The following is a 19,254-nucleotide window of genomic DNA, read 5'->3' as shown; positions in this document are numbered from 1 at the left end:
TACCCTAATGACTAGTGCGATGTATATTTCCAAAAAGGCATGCATGAAAGAATTAAATGTGTCTAAATCTATTTATTAAAAAGAATTGACATTTTTCTGAAAATACTGACATAGTGCGACAACGATTTGTCCATTTACAATCGGAATTTTCCGGAAGGACAATAAGCCTGAAAACAAGTTGCCCTTTGGCTTTTGTTTTTGGAATTTTATTGTTTTTCGAGGAGGAGGAAAAGGTGAAAAAAAGTCTGATTTGTATGGTAGCTCTTTTGCTTATAGTGTCAACGGCATATGCTAGAGGCGAGAAAGAAAGCGAGATGAATGTTGCAGGGGCAGGACCCGTGGAGATTTCCTATTGGGTTCCGTTGAATGCAAATATTGCACAAATTGCACAGAATCAGGGACTTACTGAGTATACCAAGGAATTGGAGAAAAGGACTAATGTGAAGCTCAAGTTCCAACATGTAGCTACAGGTAGTACTGCCCAGATAAATGAAGGGTTTAATATCCTTGTTGCTTCTGGGAATTATCCCGATGTCATAGAATATAACTGGATCGATTATCCCGGTTCTCCGGCTTCTGCAATAGAAGATGGCGTCATTATTCCCCTCAACGATGTATTTAAAGAATATTGTCCCAATATCTCAAAATTACTTGAAGATAATCCTGACGTCGCAAAAATGATAAGCACCGACGATGGAACTTATTATGTTTTCCCGTTTCTCAGAGGTTTGTCCTATGAAGATAACATGCTTATCTTTAGTGAAGGTTGGGTAATCCGTAAGGACCTGATGAATAAGTTAGGCATTACTGATGTTCCCCGTACCCCACAAGCATGGGAAACAATGCTAAGAGGATTCAAGGCAATGGGCATAAAGAATCCCATGACCCTGAGGAAAGACCATGTCAGCAGGGCCTTGGCCCCTGGTTTCGATAGTTATGATGATTTTTATGTTGAAAACGGATCCGTACATTTTGGTTTGCTCGAACCGGAAAGAAAGAATTATCTGGAGACCGTTGCCCGGTGGTATAAAGAAGGTCTTTTGGATAACGATTTTTTCTCTGTCGATAAAAAGATCCAAGCAACAAAAGTTTTGAACAATGAAGTCGGGGCAACCTATGCGCCGGGCGGTTCAGGTATTGGGACTTGGCTTCCTGCGATGCAGAAAACCAACCCTGCCGTCGAGCTGGTAAGTGCTCCGCCGATGAGTGCGGTAGAAGGGAGAAATTCCAAGTTCAGCAAGATGAACACCCTGTACAATAATAGTGGAAGCAGTTCTGCTATTTCTACTTCTTGCAAGGACGTAGCAGCCGTAGCAAAATTTTTGGATTACAGCTACGGGGAAGAAGGGCATATGCTGGTAAACTTTGGTATTGAAGATCTCACATATACCTTGGTTGATGGATATCCGACGTATTCCGATGTTGTCATGCATAATGCCGATGGACTTTCGATTAACCAAGCAATGAGTACCTATATGAGAGGCCATATCAGCGGTCCTTTCGTCCAGGACCAGAGAGAGTTGGAACAATACTATCAGCTTCCTGAGCTCAAAGAAGCTTTGAAACTGTGGACAATGACCGATATGGGCAAGTATATCTATCCGCCGGCCTCTCCTTCGATTGAAGATAGCGAGACTTTGGCCCAGATCCTTAACAATGTCAAAACCTATTCAGAGGAGATGGAGTCAAAGTTCATCGCAGGAATTCTACCGATAAGCGACTTTGACAAATATGTTGCCCAACTGAAAAAGTTTGGAATTGAAGACGCAATCAAGATCAAGCAGGCAGCCTACGATAGTTATATGGCTAAATAACAGATAGCTGTATCTTTATGATCCAGCTCCTATTCAGGGGGGAAGACTTTCGCAGTCTTCCCCCTTTTGCATTTTCAAGCAGGTAAGCCGAATAACCTGTTTACCCTAACGATTCAGCAAATAGTCCCTCCGAGAAGGGATTGCTTTCTCCTGTCAGTAGAACTACGACCCCGCTGGTTTCCCTTTTTACAGAGATTCGGAATGAGAACCAATGGTCTCGTTTTTCTTCTTGCAAAAGCATAAAAAAATGCGTATGAATTAAAAATTAATATAACTATTTATAATATAAAAAAATATTTAGTTTGAAAATTTTGACATACCGATTTCATAAGCTGTCAATTTACAGAACTAACTCTATGCCTTGATACTACAGGTCATGGTAAGGAGTTTGTTCATGCGAGAGAAAAGAACAGGTCAAAGCAAATATGGCAGCTATGGAATGCAACTTTGCAATATGACCCTAAGACAAAAAATAGACAGGGATTTTAGAAGAAACAAGGAATTGTATCTATTGATAGTCCCCGTGTTACTCTACTATGCAATTTTTCAGTACGGCCCTATGATTGGCCTTTCGATTGCATTCAAGAATTACACCCCTGCGAGAGGCTTTGTTTCCAGTTCCTGGGTTGGCCTGAAGCATTTCAAGGCTTTCTTTAAGGATTACTATTTTTCAAGGATTTTCTTGAATACCATCAGGATCAGTGTCATGACCTTAGTGGTTAGTTTTCCGATGCCTATCATCCTGGCTCTTTTGATCAATGAGTTGAGAAGCAAGACGTATTCCAGATGGGTTCAGACTATTACGTATCTGCCTCACTTTATTTCCGTGGTTGTGATTTGTGGGATGATTGTACAGTTGACCTCTTCAAGTGGTGCGATTACTTCTTTCTTGGGTCATTTTGGGTTTCCCCAGTCTACGATGTTGAACAATCCGAAGTACTTTCTTTCAATCTATATTTCCTCTGGCATCTGGCAACTGATTGGCTGGAATTCGATAATCTATCTCTCGGCTCTTACTGCAATCGACGCAGAGTTGTATGAGGCTGCAAGGATAGACGGTGCAGGCAAAATGCGACAGTTGGTGAACATTACCATTCCTTGTTTGGCTCCAACTATTATCATCATGTTGATTCTCCAGGTCGGGAAAATGTTTAACATTGGGTATGAGAAAATCATATTGCTATACAACCCTTTGACCTATGAGGTATCTGATGTTATTTCCACCTATGTATATAGAAAAGGGTTGCTTGAGTTCAACTGGTCCTATTCTGCAGCTGTAGGGATGTTCAATTCTATAATCAGTTTCGCTTTAGTCTATTTTACTAACAGATTGTCAAAAAAAGTTAGTGGAAACAGTCTGTGGTAGGAGATAAAAGATGAAAATAAAAATTTCAAAAGCGGAAAGGGTATTCGGTATTTTTAATTATGTAATTACCGGCTTGCTTGCTTTGGTTATCCTGGTCCCTTTGTTGAATATCCTGTTTTCCTCGTTCAGTGATCCTATTAAGGTTATGGCCCATAAAGGGATGATACTGAGGCCCTTAGGGTTTACCTTGGATGCTTATAAAGCCGTAGCGAGGAATCCTAATATTCTCACCGGATATAGAAATACGATATTTGTTGTTGTCGTCGGGACCAGTTTGAACTTGTTTTTGACCTTGTTAGGTTCTTATGTTCTCTCAAGGAAGAATGTCCTTTTCAATCCATTGTTTACCATGTTGATCGTATTTACCATGTATTTTACAGGGGGGACGATTCCCTTCTATCTTACAGTCAGGACTGTTGGGTTGGATGGTACCATCTGGGCCCTAATTTTCCCTGTTGCAATTAATACTTTCAATTTGATTATTATGAGAACAGCAATGGCAGCAGTACCTGACAGCCTTCCCGAATCGGCAATGATCGATGGTGCTACCCATTTTAGGGTCCTGTTCAGCATCATGGTTCCCTTGACTCAAGCCACATTGGCAGTGATTACGCTCTATTATGCGGTTTCACATTGGAACAGTTGGTTCAATGCAATGATTTTCCTACGTGATAAAGCCCTCTACCCCCTGCAGTTGATCCTGAGAGAAATCCTTATACAGGATGATACTTCCATGATGACTGCCGGTTCGGGCGATGATTTGGGTTTGGTAAGCGAGACGATTAAGTATGCAACCATCGTTGTCGCTACTGCCCCAATATTATGTATTTATCCCTTTATGCAAAAATACTTTGTCAAAGGTGTAATGATCGGGGCTGTAAAAGGATAAGGGAGGATATAGATGAGAGTCCAATATGATGAGATGGTTGGGGAATTTGAAAGGGTACTGGTCAAATATGGCCTTTCAAAGGAAAAGGCTAAGATTTCTGCAAGGTTGTTTGCCGAGGCTTCCCTTGATGGTGTATATACCCATGGCCTGAATCGATTTCCCAAATTTATTACCAGTGTGAAGAATGGCAGTGTACATATAACCGCTGAGCCTTCCTTTGAAGGAAAGTTTGGCAGTTTTGAGCGATGGAACGGAAACAAGGGACCGGGAAATTTGAATGCACTTTCAGCAATGGAACGATCCATCGCATTGGCCAAAGAACATGTATTTGGCTGTGTAACACTTTCCAATACCAACCATTGGATGCGCCCAGGCGCTTATGGCTTGCTTGCTGCAAAGGAAAATTGCATCGGTATTCTCTGGACGAACACTGTACCAAACATGCCGCCTTGGGGGGCAAAAGATGCCCATTTGGGAAATAACCCCATGGTGGTGGCCATTCCCCATGGAGAAGTACCTGTATTGCTGGATGTTGCCATGTCCATGTTTAGTTATGGAAAATTGGAAATGTATAACCGTTTAGGAAAGGAGTTGCCAATTCCTGGTGGCTTTGATTCGGAAGGGAACATGACTACTGACCCAGGGAAAATTCTGGAGACCCATCAAGTATTTCCTATTGGCTACTGGAAGGGTTCTGGGCTGTCATTGGTTCTGGACTTGATCTGCGCGACCCTCAGTGGGGGTAAGACCAGTTATGAAATCGGAAAACTTCCCAATGAAACGGAACTCAGTCAGATTTTCATAGCAATCAATCTGGATGCTTTTCCGGACAAGAATGCAATGGAAGAGAAAATCGAGGCAAGCCTTCAGGACCTGAAACGTTCGATTCCCCAAATTCCTGGTCAGGTTGTACGGTTTCCCGGAGAAGGTATGGTCAAGACCAGAGAGGAAAACACCCGTTTGGGAATCCCTGTGGATGATTTGGTCTGGAAGGGAGTCAAGGCATTATAATGATACTACCAGGGCTGGTTTCGGTTACCTTCAAAAAACATACTGTGCGGCAAGTACTTGATCTCATGGGGAAAGCACAACTCAAGGCCGTTGAATGGAGTGAAGGATGGCATGTCCATCTTGGCAATCCTGCTGAAGCAGCAGAAGTAAGGCAACTATGCAAGGAAAGGAATATAACCATTGTTGCCTTGGGATCCTACTATAAACTCGGGGAAAACCAGGATTTTGCCCCGGTTTTGGAATTGGCCCAGGCCTTGGGAGCTCCTACCATCAGGATATGGGCAGGGAAAATCCCCTCAAGGGAAGTAAAGCCGGCATCCTTTGCCTCCTTGGCAAAAGAAGCTGAAACGTTAGCCCAACAGTGTTCTCTTGAAGGAATAGAGATTGCCTTTGAATTTCACAAGGATACCCTGACCGATTCAAATGAAAGTGCCGCAAAGTTACTTTCCTTGGCTCCTTCTTGCAAGAGCCTGTGGCAACCAATAGTTGCCCTCTCCCTGCAAGAACGGAAAGCTGGACTGGAAAGGATTACCCAAAGGCTTGCGTACCTGCATGTTTTTTTTATGAATGGGCCGGTCAAACGCCCTCTGCAAGAGGGTGTTGAAGAATGGAAAGGATACCTGTCCAATTTGGCAGGTGACCATTATGCATTGCTGGAATTTGTAATGGGCGACCGAGAAGATCAATTTTTGGAAGATGCAGCAACTTTGCATCAGCTAGTGAGGTAATTATGGCAGACTTATATGTAGAAGAATTCGATATGATCAACCCTTTTGTCATCGCTTCGTCCCCTGCTACCCAGGGTGCAAGAAATCTGTTGAAAAGCGCGGCTGCCCGACCTGGGGCTTTGGTCCTGAGAAATTTCGGGCATGGAAGCGGTGGAGGCTCTTATGTCTACCCTTCGGCCAAGGCTATGTTCGGTGGTTCGGCGATTCATAGCCATGCCGTAGGCACCCAGATAAAGGATAGTATTTCGACTTTGGAGCAGTATTGCGAAGAGGTCAGGGCAATCAAGAGAAATTTGGACAAGGATATCAAACTTTGGGTATCGGTGGGACACTATAGCGATATCGTCAAGGGTGGGGATTGGGAAAAGGAGTGGATCAGGCAAGCCAAGGAATTGACCTTGGCAGGAGCCGATGCGATAGAGCTCCATTTCAATACCCCAGGGGTAGCCGTTGCAAAAGACCGGACCTTCCAGTATTACCAGTTGGTTGCCCATTGCACCCAGATGATCAAGGCAGCGGTTCCCTCAACTCCTGTCATGGTCAAGTTGGCCTTGGAAAGCTGTGATGTCCTTACTTCCATGCGATATGCAAAAGCTGCCGGGGCTACGGCCGTGGGGCCGACTGCCCGTTGGAAAGGTTTTGTCTTTGATCTCGATTGGAAGACAACCCAGGCTCGTCCGGGTTCTGGGTATGGCGGAACCCAGGCAACCCCCATTGTTTGTTATGCAATAGCCGAAGCCAGAACCAATGGTATCGACCTTCCCCTGTTTGCAGGTGGCGGGGTGTTCAGCCATACACAGGCTTTGCAAATTTTGATGGCTGGTTCCAACTGTGTCCAGATTGGTGCACTTGCCTGCAGTGGTGGGGTTTCTGCCGTCAAAAACGTTATCAGGCAAACAGAGGCCTGGATGGATTCCAATGGTTACCCTGATATGAAAAGTCTGACCGGCGATGCTTTGAAACTTTTTTCCATGGACAAGGAAGTTAGTGATTACCGGACAGCTTGTTTGGGAAACAGGTACAAACAGACTCAGGTGGATGCAGAGAAATGCATTGGCTGTGGCCATTGCGTGGATGTCTGTTGGCAAGATAGCTTGGTCCTGGAAGGAAAAGTTGCCCATAAATTGGACAGTTGCATCGGTTGCGGGTATTGCTTCCAGGTCTGTCCTGTCGGAGCCTTGTCTGTAGATGCAGGTAAGATACTGAAGGATGCGTACGAGGAAAAAAACCGATGAAGCCAAGAATTTTGTTGGTTGGAATCGGGGGATATGGTGAAAACTATTTGCAGGAGGTCTTGGATTGTCCTTCTAACGATTATTCGGTGGAGGGAATTTGTGATCCCTATGCTGCAAGGAGTGCCCGCTATGAGGATATCCTTTCTCGGGGTATCAAAATCTACGAGAATTATGATACGGCCCTAGACAGTGAGTGTACCTTGGTAGTTATCGCTTCCCCTATCCATACGCATTTCGAATACATGAAAAAGGCATTGCTGAAAGGTAAGGATATTCTCTGTGAGAAGCCTCCTTGCATCGAGGAAGCCGAGTTGTATGAATTGATTGAACTGCAAAGGAAGAGCGGGACACTCGTAGCCATAGGATATCAGATGTGCTACCGACCCGATATACAAGCCCTGAAAAAAGATATCCAGCAGGGTATATATGGAAAACCCGTTTTGCTCAAGGCTATTCGCTTGATGAGAAGAGGTGAATCCTATTACACCCGCAATAGTTGGGCAGGCAGAAAAATTGTTCACGGAACGAAGGTCTATGACAGTCCCTTTAGCAATGCTTGCGCCCATGACTTCCAGAATATGTTGTTTGTCTTGGGCAATGGGTGGAATTCCACGACTACAGTGAAATCAGTTGAGGGTATTACCCTCAAGGGCAATCCAACAATCGAGAACTATGATGCAGTTGCCCTTTGTGCAAAGGATGTCAATGGCACTCCCCTCTATTACTATACGGCCCATTGCATCAAGGAAAGCAAAATCGGACCTTTTTTTGAATATCATTTTTCCCGGGCGGTCATCAAGGATGGTGGCACGGGTATTACCTCGTATGATCTGTCAGGAAATCTGATCAAGGATTATTCGGCCTTTGGGCAGGGTGATAAGTTGCAGAAATTCCATGAAGCGATTTTTTTGTCAGGCAAGGACAGGCGTCCTAGTTGTGAATTGGAAACCTGCAAGGAGCATTTACGGGTCATTGCCGCTGTCCAGGATTTGCCCTCGTTGCTGAATATAGGGGCTAGGTGGGAAGATGCCGGGGATGTGTTCTATCCAATCGAAGGGTTGGCAAAACTCTTCTCTGATTGCTATGCCGAAGCTAGCTTGCCTTCATTAAACAAAATCGAGGAAACCATATGAGTGAAATTGAAGATTTTTTAGATAGGATTGATCTGAAGAGAGACGAATTCATCGAAGCAAAGGCTTTGCTTGAACAGGGAAACCAAAAAGAGGCTGCAAGTGCGATACTCAACCATTTTAGGACCAGAAAGGAGCCCCTATACCTTTTTTCTAAAGATGAAGCCGGGTCCTGCCTTGACCCCTTGGTATTGAAAGAGGCCGAGGATACATTGAACAAATATATCTACGGGCATCAATTCGGCAATATGATTGACTGGCATTTTAACCCAACCGAAAATACCTCTAGGGATAACGAATGGTCTTGGTCGTTGTACAGGACAATCTATTGGCAGCCTTTGGTTCGAGCCTATGCCCAGACGAAGGACGAAAAGTATGTCAGGGAATTTGTTGCTCAGATGCGCAGTTTTGCCTTGGCGTGGCCTGTTGAGCCTTTCATGGAAGACAGCACGTTTGAAACCAAGTTCAAGTTTCCTGGTCATGCCTGGCGAACGATAGAGACTGGGATGAGAATCTATACGAACTGGTTGGCTTGCTTTGAGGTCTTCAGGTCCTCATCTGCTTTCGACGATGAATCTTTGATGATTTTCTTGGATTTGATCCATGACCATGCAGAATTCTTGATGACGCATTACAGCAATCACAATCGTTCCAGCAATTGGCTGAGTATGGAATGTTCGGCCTTGTTCCAATGCGGTATTTTCTTTCCAGAATTTAGCAAGGCGACATCGTGGTTCAAAACCGGCTACCAACGGGTGATGCATGAAGTGCTCTATTGTTTTGACAACGACGGGGTCCATATGGAACGTACCCCGATTTACCATATGGTTGCGAGCATTGCATTTTTACAGGCCTACCGGATGTGTGTCCTCAATACTATCGAGGTTGCCCCGTATATGCTTTCGATATTGGAGCGGACAGCTGAATATGTAATGACATTGGTCAAACCGGATCTCTCCACTCCGATGTTCGGGGATGCCGATAGGGATGATCTGACGACCAGTCGTAGCGATACCTCTTTGTATGAAGGCATGAACCTGAGTTTTGATCCTGAAGATTTGAACGAATTGCGGTCCTATTTCAAGATAATGCATACCCTGACTGGCAGAAAAGACTTTTTATATGTCGCTACTTGCCGCAAGGAAGGAGAGGCCCCGGCAATTTTGGCGAAACGGTTTGATGCCGGAATATATCTTATGAGGAGTGGATATGGAGCGGATGATTCCTATGCCCTTTTACATGGGGTCTGGCTGGAAAGAGGCGAAAGAAGCACCCATAGCCATAATGACCAAGGCCATCTGGAATTGATGGTCAAAGGTGAGGATATCCTCATCGATTGTGGTCGCTATATATACAACAGTTCCTGTTGGAAAGACTGGCGAGCCTATTTTACCGGGGTTGCCTCACATAATACGATTGCCGTCGATAACCATATCATGGGCACTGTCAGCGGGGTTGAGAGGGTTCGCGGGGTACGCACCTTGGTCAATAAATTCGAAAAAAAGGATGACTTCTGGATTATGGATATTTCCCATAACGGCTACGCGTTTATGGAGGATTCCCTTTTTCATAGGAGGAGGTTTGTCCGTTTGCCCAACGATATCTATATTCTGGAAGATGAACTGACAGGTCCGGGCAAGGAAAACCATGATATTCGGTTGTATTTCAATTTTGCCCCGGGGACTTTGCAACAAGAATCGAGGACAGGCTATCGGTATACGACACAAAAGGGGACTGAGCACGGATTTTCTGTTTTTTGCTCGGATCCTGACTCCCTAAATCGCCAATTGGAAGGAAGCGAAGATCCAAAGGGCGGTTGGGTTTCCTATGGCTACCCGAATCGTCAACCGACTCCCCAACTCTGTATCTGTTCTCACAAAACAGCTCCCCTACGTTTTGTAACCATTATTGCCCCGTATGCAGTTCAAGGGGAAGTGGAATTGTCCTCTGTTCAGGCACATGTCAGGATAGCTGGTTATTCCGTTTCTTTTGGTCAGGAAATTGCAATCGGAAAGGATAAATAAGATGAGATTTGGTCTATGTGGAAAAATCAGTCAGATAGATGAGGCTGAAAAACTGGGGTTTGAGTATCTGGAAGTTCCCTTGAATGGCCTTGCTGCCATGACAGAAGAAGAATTCAATCAGGCCTGCAACCAGGTGAATCAGGCAAAAATCAAGGTGGAACGGTGCAATTTGCTATTTCCAAAGACTTTGGCTTTGCTTCAACTGAATGAAAAGCAGCAAATGGAAATGCTCGATTATCTGGAAACCGCCTTTTCGAGGATGCATCGTCTGGGTGCTGATATTGCCGTGTTTGGTTCAGGGAAAAGCCGTAATCTTCCTTCTTTCATGAGCTACAGGGAAGGATTTGAACGACTGGTTGCCGTTACCAGGAAAACCGCCGACGTCGCTGCAAAATATGGAATTACCATCGCCATTGAGTCCTTGAACCATGATGAGACCAATATGCTCAATACTCTCATAGAAGGGGAGATGTTGGTATCGGTGGTTTCCAAAGACAACGTGAAGTTGTTATCCGATATGTTCCATATGGTGAAAAACAATGAGGATTTTGCTGAGATAACCATGATTAGGGAGATTGTACACACGCACATCGCAATCAGGGATACTCGCTGCTATCCCGTGCAATGCGATCCGGACATTGATGCATTTTTTGCAGCCTTGCACCAGATAGGATACCAAGGAACGATGAGTATCGAGGGAAAGACCGAGCATATGCAAGAGGATTCAATACGTTCGCTTAACACTTTGAGGTCATACAAATAAATGGAAAAAGTAAAACTAGGGATTATCGGATTTGGTACTATTGGTTTTCAGCATGCAAAAGCGCTGACATCTGGCAAGGTGCCAAATTGTACGCTGGTTGCAATTGCAGACATTGATGAAAAAAAACGGGAATCGGCGAGGAACCTGTACGGTGAAAGCCTGGCGGTTTTCTCTACCGCTGAAGAACTCATTGCCTCTACGTTGGTTGAGGCCATCCATATTTGCGTTCCCCATTATTTGCATCCTGTCTACGGTATCGCCGGCTTGAAAAATGGTAAGCATATCATGGTGGAAAAGCCTGCCGGGGTGTATACAAAGCAGGTACAGGAACTTAACGAGGAAGCAAGAAAACATCCCGAATTGGTATTCGGGGTAATGTTCAATCAAAGGACGAATCCCTTATACCAAAAGGTTCGGGAGCTTGTTACCAGTGGAGAGCTTGGGGAAATAACAAGAACCAACTGGATAATCACCAATTGGTTCAGAGCTCAGAGTTACTATGATCAAAGTCCTTGGAGAGCTACCTGGAAAGGTGAGGGCGGAGGTGTCTTGCTAAATCAGAACCCTCATAATCTTGATTTGTTCCAGTGGATATGTGGCATGCCTTCAAGAATCCGTTCACAAGTATATTATGGGAAACACAGGGATATAGAAGTAGAGGATGATGTATATGCGATTTTTGAATATCCAAATGGCGCTACGGGATGTTATATTACGACAATAGCAGATGCTCCGGGAACCAATCGATTGGAAATATGTGGAGATCGAGGCAAAATTGTTGTCGAGAATGACTCTATCGTATTCCATCGGCTTAGGGAATCTTGCTCTGCATTCAATGCTCGCTTCATAGGAGGCATTGGTCAGCCTGAGTGCTGGAAAATCGAGATTCCCACGAAGGGAACCTATACAAGCCATTGCGGAATATTACAGAATTTCTGTGACGCAATATTGCATGGTACTTCCTTAATGGTCCCTGGCGAGGAAGGCATAAAAGGTCTGGCACTATCGAATGCAATCCATTTGTCTTCCTGGCAGGAAGGGAATTGGGTTTCCTTACCTATTGATGCAGATTTGTATTATGATCTCTTGCAACATAAGATTCGCAATTCAAAAAAATGAGATGAGGAAGTAAAACAAATAAGAATGGGAAAGCATTTTTCTAATACACAGAGCATCGAAGTTAAATGGTTTATCTCCTATATGGCGGTATTTTTAATACCGCTTTTTGTGTTTGTTTTTATCTCTATGTACTATGTTTCTATGCTGAAAGGCGAAATCCAATATTACAACACGCTCTCGGTTGGACAAGTCCAGATATATTGGGATGGTCTGATGCAGCAAGCTTCTTCTATCAGTGAGGATTTGGCAAATTCTCCACCGGTGTCGAACGTATTGAAAAGTGAAAACCGAGAGAGTCTGGAATCATATGATCTGTTTCTTGCCCAACAGGCGATGGCAAAAATAATCAGTGGCCATGAGAAACTGGAAGAAGTTATTCTTTATATTCCCTCATTTGACCTTGCAATAGGCAGTAATAGTTATGCGGACAGTCATTTGTTCTATAATGCCTATCTCCAGGGCGCCTCGATGAGTTATGAGGAATATAACACGCTCATAATGAAAAAGTATATTTCGCCCTTATTCCTTGATTTTTCTGTAGTTACCCAAGGAGGTGGGGTTGCCAAAAAAACGCTCATGATAAAGCCTTTGAGGCTTATTCCGAGAGGTCAGGTATATAGCAATGTTGTTTTTTTACTCGATAGGGAGCGGATGCATACAGAGACTACGAGAAACATTGTTGTTTTTGACCGAAACCGCCTTGATGTTATCTATTATAACAATACTGTTCCTTTTGGCCTTTCTGATGTTGCCTCGTATGTAGATTCCAATAAGGAAAATGTCTTTGATAAAGAAGTGGAAGGCGAGAGTTATATGTTTGCGACCGCAAATAGTGATATCCAGAACTGGACCTATATGATCTATGCAGACAAGGAAACCTTCCTTGCCAAAGCTGTACTCATTCAGAAAACCTTTTTCATTTGTCTGCTTTTCTGCTTTGTGACCGGTATTGCCTTTGTGTTGACCTTGACCAGGAAAAGTTACAAACGGGTCGATACCGTACTAAGGATCTTTGAGGATAAACCGTTTGAGGGAAAGGGTGATGAATTGTCTTATATCGGAGATTCCATTGTCAGGATCCAGAATGAGAAAAAGGAAAAAGGTCAGTTCCTGCAAAGCCAACTGATACTTTCCTTGGTTGAGAAACAACATAACCAGAAGGTACCGGACAAGAATCTGATGGCAAGCAATGGAATTGATTTCAGTTCCACGTATTTTTTTGTATTGGTATGCAGGGAAAACGAGGTCAGCGAAGAAACAGCGAAGGCAATCATTGCCCTGTTCAAGGACCAGGGAATGTCATGTTTTTGCTTTCGGCCAGGTTCGTATACAGGTTTTCTGCTGAATGTCCCGGAAAAAAATATCGAGGAGGAATATGGTTTAATCTCCTCAGTAATGTTGGCAGTGCAAACACACCATTCACTTCATCTCTATTCTTCTGATTTACATTATACCCCGCTGTATCTGTCAAGGGCTTTAACCCAGGCTCAGGATGTCCTGTCCTTCACCCTTCGTTCCCCCAAAACACCGGAACCCGTTTTTTATCGTGATATGATAAAAATGGTAAGAGGGCGGAGCTTTGAATATTCGATAGAGGTAGAGCTTGCAATTGCGAACGCCTTGAAGATTGGGGATGAGAAAAGCGTACTGGAGACAATTTCATCGGTTATCGAGGTGAATATCGAGAAAGAAATAACCCCACAGGTCTTGAGATTCCTGATGTTAAATATTGCCGGGACGGTAATCAAAGTGTTCAGCAGGCTTGATGAAAAGCTTTTTTCCTCCTATCCGGAGATAAATTTACATCCGATTCTCCAGAATACCTCGATTGACCAGGTCAAGGAGGATTTAGAAGAGGTGATACACCAGATTTGCGAGGTTGTGTCAAGAAACGTGGTTAGTGTCCAGGACCAGAGGGATCTTGCCCTCTATAATTTGGTTGTAGCCTATATTGAAGAGCATTTCTGCGATAAAAATATGAGTGTCTCGTCGATTGCCGATGAAATGAATTTGTCAGCTGTCAATTTGTCCAGACTTTTTAAGAAATATAACCGTCAGTTGATTTCCGACTACATTAACAGTGCCCGTATCGTATATGCGAAAAGATTGCTTAAAGAGGATGGAAATCTTGATATTGTGGCAGAAAAGTGTGGTTTTGGAAGTTTGAGGACATTCATGAGGGTCTTTAAGAGTGAAGAAGCCATGACGCCCGGAAATTATAAGGATCTGATAAAATCAGGAAAAGAGGTATAGAAATTGAAACGATTAGGTGTTGCCGTTGTAGGTTGCGGTGCAGTAGCGAGAAACCATGGCAAGGCAATAAAGGCAAGCAATAGAGCCCATTTGTTGTACTGTGTGGATATCGACTTACCGAAAGCAGAGGCTTTCAGTCTTCTTTTCGGGGGGCAACCCACTGATAATCTGGACCATGTGCTGCAAGACCCGCGTGTCGATTGTATCCATATCGTAACCCCTCATTTCACCCATCCCGAACTGGTGATAAAAGCCTTGGAGAGTGGAAAAGATGTTTTATGCGAAAAACCATTGTCTATTCATGTAAGCGATGCCAATCGCATGCTTGCCGTTTCTCAGGCCACAAACCGAAAGTTGTGCATTTGTTTTCAAAACAGGTTGAATGAAGCCTCCCTGATGGCCAAGGACCTGCTGGAAAGGGAAGCCTATGGGAAGATAATCAGCGCGGCTGCCTTGGTGATGTGGCACAGGGAGGGTGATTATTATGCGAAGAGTCCCTGGAGAGGTCGCTACGAGACTGAGGGAGGGGGATGCATCATCAATCAGTCGATCCATACCTTGGATCTTCTGCAATATCTGTGTGGGAAGGTTTCGAGTTTGTCTGCAGTGGATGCACATTTGCGGCAAAACACAGAATATGAGGTAGAAGACTCCATAATGGTCAATTTTAATTTTGAGGCTGGTTTTCACGCTGTCGGATACTTTACCAACTGTGCAAAGGAATTCAAAACAGCTTCCCTTGAGATCGTCTGCGAAAAGGGGCGTATGAAGGTGGAGCAAAAGGGGTTGGAGATAGTCAGTGATGGAAGACAAGAGTTTTTTCCGTCGGAGGTCGCTACCGGTGAGAAAAGTGAATGGGGCCTTTCCCATGGTCGATTGATTGAGTCGTTCTATTCCTCTGTGCTTGAAGACAAGCCTGTCTGTGTCGATGCAGTTTCTGCAAGGGAATCTGTGAAGATTATTTCTGCAATCAAGCTTTCAAAAGGGAAGTTGTTGCAACTCAGGGATTGAATTCCCTGCTTGTCCTTTCCTTGACTTCTCTGTTTTGTGATGCCTACAATAGAGTTACAGGAGGCGTTATCGTCTTTGTTTCCAGTCATGTTCTTGTCAGTCGCCTAGTAAGACCTTTCAGGAATGAAGTTGAAGTACATTCCCTGAGGGAAAAAAAGGGAGGATGCCATGGGCGTTATCACTATTTCCAGGGAGATGGGCAGTGCAGGTTCCTATATTGGAAAGGAAGTTGCAAAGAATCTTGGCTTGGTTTATGTAGACAAACAATTCATAGCTCGCATTATGCGTGAATATGGATTCAGCCAGTTCGACGAAGTCTATGATAACAAGCCAAACTTTTGGGAACGATTCGATGCACAGCGTGCCAAAACGGTTGAGTTCCTTATCCAGACCATGCGATCTATTGCACAGCATGGCAATGTAGTTATTGTCGGAAGGGGCGGTTTTGGGATATTCAAGGAATATGGCGATGTGCTCAATGTCAGGGTCAAAGCACCCTTTGGACTCCGTGTGGAAAGGCAGATGCAAGTACATGGAATGGTCCGCGAGGAAGCTGAAAAGCATATCACCAATAACGATGCCGTTCGCCAGTCTTTCCTTGAGTCTGACCTGCATCTTGACTGCAACAGTGCCCAGGACTTTGATTTGATTATCGATACCGGAGTAGTCACACCAAAACAGGCTATGGAATGGATAGCCACTGCCTACAAGAATTTGATGGCCAATGGGCGCTATGGTGCCACGTATAAGGTTTCAGAGATAGAAATTGACGAAGTACTCAAGAAACATGTCAAAATGATGCTTGAATCGTTGTAAAAAAGGGATTCTTTGCAGTAAGGTTTTTTCATGGATGCTCAAGAAATACTAGAAGCCCATGGGCTTCTGGACCATGTTGATATGCTGCAGCCGCTGAAGCAAGGTAAGGCTTGTGTTGTCGTTGCCGACGACTCTGGAGTCTTGCTGAACATAAAAAATGGCGGGTCATGGATCCTTACGGTCTTTGAGGAAAGGGAAGCTCCAAAATTGGTTTCTCTGATCAACCATGATGGCCGCCCTGTTTGTTGCCATCAGGATTTCTGCATACCCCTGCTAGAAGCAGAAGGGTATCGCAAGGATCTGTCATGCATACAGGCAGCATACCTCAAAGGGCAGCCGTTCAATGAGGACCCAACGTTTTCTTTCAGGAAAATTGTCCTAGCTGACGAGCAACAGGTGATTCGCAATTATCATCTTGTTTCACCTTCCTATATACATGAGCGAATTGTTTCCGGTGTCCTTGAGGGAGTTCTTCTCGACGGGGAGCTTGCCGGTTTCATGGGGTGCCACGTTGAGGGTGCCCTGGGAATGCTCGAGATTTTCCCCCAGGCAAGGCGGAAGGGTCTGGCTTTTGCCCTTGAGAAACACTACTGCAACAGGCTTCTTGCCCAAGGGCAGATTCCCTACTGCAATATCGTGAAAGGGAATAATGCCTCAATCTCTCTCCATCAAAAACTAGGATTTTCTTTTTCTGTAAGTGATATTACTTGGTTTGATTAATATTTATGCATAAAATTGTGAGAATATATACATAAAAGCTAGTTATTTTTCCGAGTTTTTGTATAATTATACCACTAACGTATTTGGAGGTTGGTATGGTCAACGTCGGAATCATCGGAGCAACAGGATATGCAGGCGCCCAATTGGTGTATTTGCTTTCCAATCACAGTGGAGTAGCTATAACCTATCTTGCCTCACATTCGTATGCAGGGAAGAAGTTTTCCACTGTATATCCCTCCATGCAGGGCTTATGCGACCTGGTTCTGGAAGAAGAGGACCTCCAAAAGGCGAGTCAGCGTTGTTCCGTCCTGTTTCTGGCTTTGCCCAGCCCCATGGCCAGCGACCTTGTCAGTGAGGAGATTTTAAACCGATGTATCGTAATTGACCTTGGCGCCGATTTTCGACTCTCTGATTCGCTTACCTATGAGACTTGGTACAAAGCAAAGCATGGGAGCAAAGAGTTGCTGGCAAAAGCAGTCTATGGGCTCTGTGAGCTCAACCGGGAAAAGATACAGAGCGCTTCTTTGATAGCGAACCCCGGATGTTATACCACCTGCTCCATTTTGACGCTCTCTCCTCTTGTAGGCGAAAACCTTATCGACCGATCCACGATCATCATTGACAGTGCAAGTGGGGTAAGCGGAGCCGGGCGAGCAGAAAAAACCGCTTCCCTGTTCTGTGAATGCAATGAATCATGCAAGGCTTACGGTGTTACAACCCACCGGCATACCCCTGAGATTGAACAGGAGCTTTCCCGCATTGCAGGCGAAACTCTTTTGGTTCAGTTTACGCCCCACTTGGTTCCGATGAACCGTGGGATCCTGTCTACCTGCTATGCCAGTCTTAAAAAAGGCGTTACCGAACAACAGATTGAAGAAGCCTACCGCAAGTGGTATGGGAACGAACCGTTTATTCGCCTGATGGGTTCCTCCCTTCCTGAAACCCGTTTCGTAAAAGGAACCAACAGTTGTGCGATCGGGTGGGTGGTAGACCATCGTACGAATCGTGTCATTGCCGTCGGTGCGATTGACAACCTGATGAAAGGAGCTGCCGGCCAGGCGGTTCAGAACATGAATATACGATGCAACCTAGGCGAACAGACTGGTTTGGTAGCCTGTGTTGCAAACCCCTTATAGGAGATCAGCCCCATGCATACAATTGAAGGCGGTGTAACCGCAGCAAAAGGCTTTTTGGCCAGTGGTATTGCCAGTGGTATCAAGAAGCGGAAGAAAGACTTGGCCCTGGTGGTTTCCTTACAGGAATGCACCTTTGCCGGCTCCTTTACCACAAACCTTGTGAAGGCAGCCCCTGTACTCTGGGACCAGAAACTTGTAGCAGAGTCAAAAACGGTAAAGGGGATTGTCATCAACAGTGGCAATGCAAATGCCTGTACGGGCAAGCAAGGCATGGAAGATACCAAAACCATGGCTTCCCTGACTGCCCTGGCACTGGGAAAATCCTTTGGTTCCGAGTCTATCCTTGTCTGCTCCACCGGGGTTATCGGTGTTCCCCTTCCCATGGATACGGTAACCAAGGGAATTGGACTCTGTGCAAAAGAACTGAAAGAAGGGAAAGAGGCGGCAAGCCTTGCCGCTGAGGCTATCTGCACCACCGATACCTTCTCCAAGGAAATAGCAGTTGAGGTTGCTATCGGTGATACGATGGTCCATATCGGGGGTATGGCCAAAGGTTCCGGTATGATACACCCGAATATGGCTACCATGCTGAGCTTTATCACTACCGATGCAGTTATCGAGAAAAGTGTGTTGCAGCAGCTTTTAGGTAATACGGTTGTTGATAGTTATAATATGATCAGTGTCGATGGTGATACCTCTACCAACGATACTGTTCTGGTACTGGCAAATGGCATGAGCCAATGTCCCTCCCTTGTTCCCGGCGGTCCTTATTGGGACGATTTCACCCAGGCGTTCGATTATGTCCATACGTATCTTGCCAAGGCGATTGTTCGAGACGGTGAAGGGGCAGGGAAGTTTATCGAGGTGCAGGTAAACGGGGCCAGGGACAAGAAGACAGCACAGACTTTGGCCCGTTCGGTGGTAAAGAGCAATCTCGTAAAGGCTGCTTTTTTCGGGAGCGATGCCAACTGGGGAAGGATTCTCTGTGCCATGGGCTACAGCGGGGCTTCATTCGATCCTGCTTGTGTAACCCTTTCCTTTGCCTCGGCAAAAGGAAGCCTCGTCGTGGTCAAAGAAGGGCAGCCGATTGTCTTCGACGAAAAACTTGCCAAAACCATTCTGTTAGAGAAAGAAGTACAGGTTTTTGCCAACGTCGGGGAAGGTTCGGGATCGGGGACTGCCTGGGGGTGTGACCTTTCGTACGAATATGTGCGGATCAACGGGGACTATAGGAGTTGA

At 45.0% G+C, this 19,254-nt stretch carries 16 protein-coding genes; all 16 read left to right on the top strand.

Annotated elements, in window-relative coordinates; translation table 11 throughout:
* Positions 1–233 precede the first annotated feature (233 nt).
* The gene (locus tag SPIGRAPES_RS08960; protein ID WP_014270442.1) at positions 234–1,814 is read left to right on the top strand and encodes an extracellular solute-binding protein; all 1,581 of its coding nucleotides are present in this window, start codon (positions 234–236) and stop codon (positions 1,812–1,814) included.
* Positions 1,815–2,208: 394 nt separating this feature from the next.
* The gene (locus SPIGRAPES_RS08955) at positions 2,209–3,180 is read left to right on the top strand and encodes an ABC transporter permease (RefSeq protein ID WP_014270441.1); all 972 of its coding nucleotides are present in this window, start codon (positions 2,209–2,211) and stop codon (positions 3,178–3,180) included.
* A 10-nt stretch (positions 3,181–3,190) separates the two neighbouring features.
* Positions 3,191–4,069 carry a carbohydrate ABC transporter permease gene (locus SPIGRAPES_RS08950; RefSeq protein ID WP_014270440.1) on the top strand — a complete coding sequence of 293 codons (879 nt, stop codon included), beginning with the start codon at positions 3,191–3,193 and terminating at the stop codon, positions 4,067–4,069.
* Positions 4,070–4,081: 12 nt separating this feature from the next.
* Complete coding sequence (gene yiaK, locus SPIGRAPES_RS08945; protein WP_014270439.1) at positions 4,082–5,080, top strand: 3-dehydro-L-gulonate 2-dehydrogenase; 999 nt, start codon at positions 4,082–4,084, stop codon at positions 5,078–5,080.
* A gap of 65 nt (positions 5,081–5,145) precedes the next feature.
* Positions 5,146–5,808 carry a sugar phosphate isomerase/epimerase family protein gene (locus tag SPIGRAPES_RS08940; RefSeq protein ID WP_172635086.1) on the top strand — a complete coding sequence of 221 codons (663 nt, stop codon included), beginning with the start codon at positions 5,146–5,148 and terminating at the stop codon, positions 5,806–5,808.
* A gap of 2 nt (positions 5,809–5,810) precedes the next feature.
* On the top strand, positions 5,811–7,043 hold the full coding sequence (locus SPIGRAPES_RS08935; RefSeq protein ID WP_014270437.1) for a 4Fe-4S binding protein: 1,233 nt from the start codon (positions 5,811–5,813) through the stop codon (positions 7,041–7,043).
* A complete protein-coding gene (locus SPIGRAPES_RS08930) occupies positions 7,040–8,176 on the top strand; it encodes a Gfo/Idh/MocA family protein (RefSeq protein WP_014270436.1) in 1,137 nt (378 codons plus the stop codon). The genes SPIGRAPES_RS08935 and SPIGRAPES_RS08930 overlap by 4 nt, the downstream gene beginning before the upstream one ends.
* A complete protein-coding gene (locus tag SPIGRAPES_RS08925) occupies positions 8,173–10,197 on the top strand; it encodes an alginate lyase family protein (protein ID WP_014270435.1) in 2,025 nt (674 codons plus the stop codon). The genes SPIGRAPES_RS08930 and SPIGRAPES_RS08925 overlap by 4 nt, the downstream gene beginning before the upstream one ends.
* Before the next feature lies 1 nt (position 10,198).
* Complete coding sequence (locus SPIGRAPES_RS08920) at positions 10,199–10,960, top strand: sugar phosphate isomerase/epimerase family protein (protein ID WP_014270434.1); 762 nt, start codon at positions 10,199–10,201, stop codon at positions 10,958–10,960.
* On the top strand, positions 10,961–12,079 hold the full coding sequence (locus SPIGRAPES_RS08915; protein ID WP_014270433.1) for a Gfo/Idh/MocA family protein: 1,119 nt from the start codon (positions 10,961–10,963) through the stop codon (positions 12,077–12,079).
* A 126-nt stretch (positions 12,080–12,205) separates the two neighbouring features.
* Entirely contained in the window at positions 12,206–14,332 is a 2,127-nt protein-coding gene (locus tag SPIGRAPES_RS08910; protein ID WP_172635085.1) for a helix-turn-helix transcriptional regulator, read from the top strand.
* Between the two features lie 3 nt (positions 14,333–14,335).
* Positions 14,336–15,343, top strand: coding sequence for a Gfo/Idh/MocA family protein (locus SPIGRAPES_RS08905; protein ID WP_014270431.1), 1,008 nt, complete (start codon positions 14,336–14,338; stop codon positions 15,341–15,343).
* A gap of 168 nt (positions 15,344–15,511) precedes the next feature.
* Positions 15,512–16,159: a cytidylate kinase-like family protein gene (locus SPIGRAPES_RS08900; RefSeq protein WP_014270430.1), complete on the top strand. Its 648-nt coding sequence runs from the start codon at positions 15,512–15,514 to the stop codon at positions 16,157–16,159.
* A 30-nt stretch (positions 16,160–16,189) separates the two neighbouring features.
* Positions 16,190–16,879: a GNAT family N-acetyltransferase gene (locus SPIGRAPES_RS08895; protein ID WP_014270429.1), complete on the top strand. Its 690-nt coding sequence runs from the start codon at positions 16,190–16,192 to the stop codon at positions 16,877–16,879.
* 95 nt (positions 16,880–16,974) lie between these two features.
* The gene (gene argC, locus SPIGRAPES_RS08890) at positions 16,975–18,015 is read left to right on the top strand and encodes an N-acetyl-gamma-glutamyl-phosphate reductase (protein ID WP_014270428.1); all 1,041 of its coding nucleotides are present in this window, start codon (positions 16,975–16,977) and stop codon (positions 18,013–18,015) included.
* A gap of 12 nt (positions 18,016–18,027) precedes the next feature.
* Complete coding sequence (gene argJ / locus SPIGRAPES_RS08885; protein ID WP_014270427.1) at positions 18,028–19,254, top strand: bifunctional ornithine acetyltransferase/N-acetylglutamate synthase; 1,227 nt, start codon at positions 18,028–18,030, stop codon at positions 19,252–19,254.

The organism is Sphaerochaeta pleomorpha str. Grapes, assembly GCF_000236685.1.
In the GTDB taxonomy this organism is placed as follows: domain Bacteria; phylum Spirochaetota; class Spirochaetia; order Sphaerochaetales; family Sphaerochaetaceae; genus Sphaerochaeta; species Sphaerochaeta pleomorpha.
The sequence above is the reverse complement of the archived record's forward strand: the minus strand, read 5'-3'. Positions and strand labels throughout refer to the sequence as shown.

Coding starts and splice junctions, on each gene's coding strand:
- SPIGRAPES_RS08955 (WP_014270441.1), top strand. CDS start 2,209: ATGCGAGAGAAAAGAACAGGTCAAAGCAAATATGGCAGCTATGGAATG.
- SPIGRAPES_RS08950 (WP_014270440.1), top strand. CDS start 3,191: ATGAAAATAAAAATTTCAAAAGCGGAAAGGGTATTCGGTATTTTTAAT.
- yiaK (WP_014270439.1), top strand. CDS start 4,082: ATGAGAGTCCAATATGATGAGATGGTTGGGGAATTTGAAAGGGTACTG.
- SPIGRAPES_RS08940 (WP_172635086.1), top strand. CDS start 5,146: ATGGGGAAAGCACAACTCAAGGCCGTTGAATGGAGTGAAGGATGGCAT.
- SPIGRAPES_RS08935 (WP_014270437.1), top strand. CDS start 5,811: ATGGCAGACTTATATGTAGAAGAATTCGATATGATCAACCCTTTTGTC.
- SPIGRAPES_RS08930 (WP_014270436.1), top strand. CDS start 7,040: ATGAAGCCAAGAATTTTGTTGGTTGGAATCGGGGGATATGGTGAAAAC.
- SPIGRAPES_RS08925 (WP_014270435.1), top strand. CDS start 8,173: ATGAGTGAAATTGAAGATTTTTTAGATAGGATTGATCTGAAGAGAGAC.
- SPIGRAPES_RS08920 (WP_014270434.1), top strand. CDS start 10,199: ATGAGATTTGGTCTATGTGGAAAAATCAGTCAGATAGATGAGGCTGAA.
- SPIGRAPES_RS08915 (WP_014270433.1), top strand. CDS start 10,961: ATGGAAAAAGTAAAACTAGGGATTATCGGATTTGGTACTATTGGTTTT.
- SPIGRAPES_RS08910 (WP_172635085.1), top strand. CDS start 12,206: ATGTACTATGTTTCTATGCTGAAAGGCGAAATCCAATATTACAACACG.
- SPIGRAPES_RS08900 (WP_014270430.1), top strand. CDS start 15,512: ATGGGCGTTATCACTATTTCCAGGGAGATGGGCAGTGCAGGTTCCTAT.
- SPIGRAPES_RS08895 (WP_014270429.1), top strand. CDS start 16,190: ATGGATGCTCAAGAAATACTAGAAGCCCATGGGCTTCTGGACCATGTT.
- argC (WP_014270428.1), top strand. CDS start 16,975: ATGGTCAACGTCGGAATCATCGGAGCAACAGGATATGCAGGCGCCCAA.
- argJ (WP_014270427.1), top strand. CDS start 18,028: ATGCATACAATTGAAGGCGGTGTAACCGCAGCAAAAGGCTTTTTGGCC.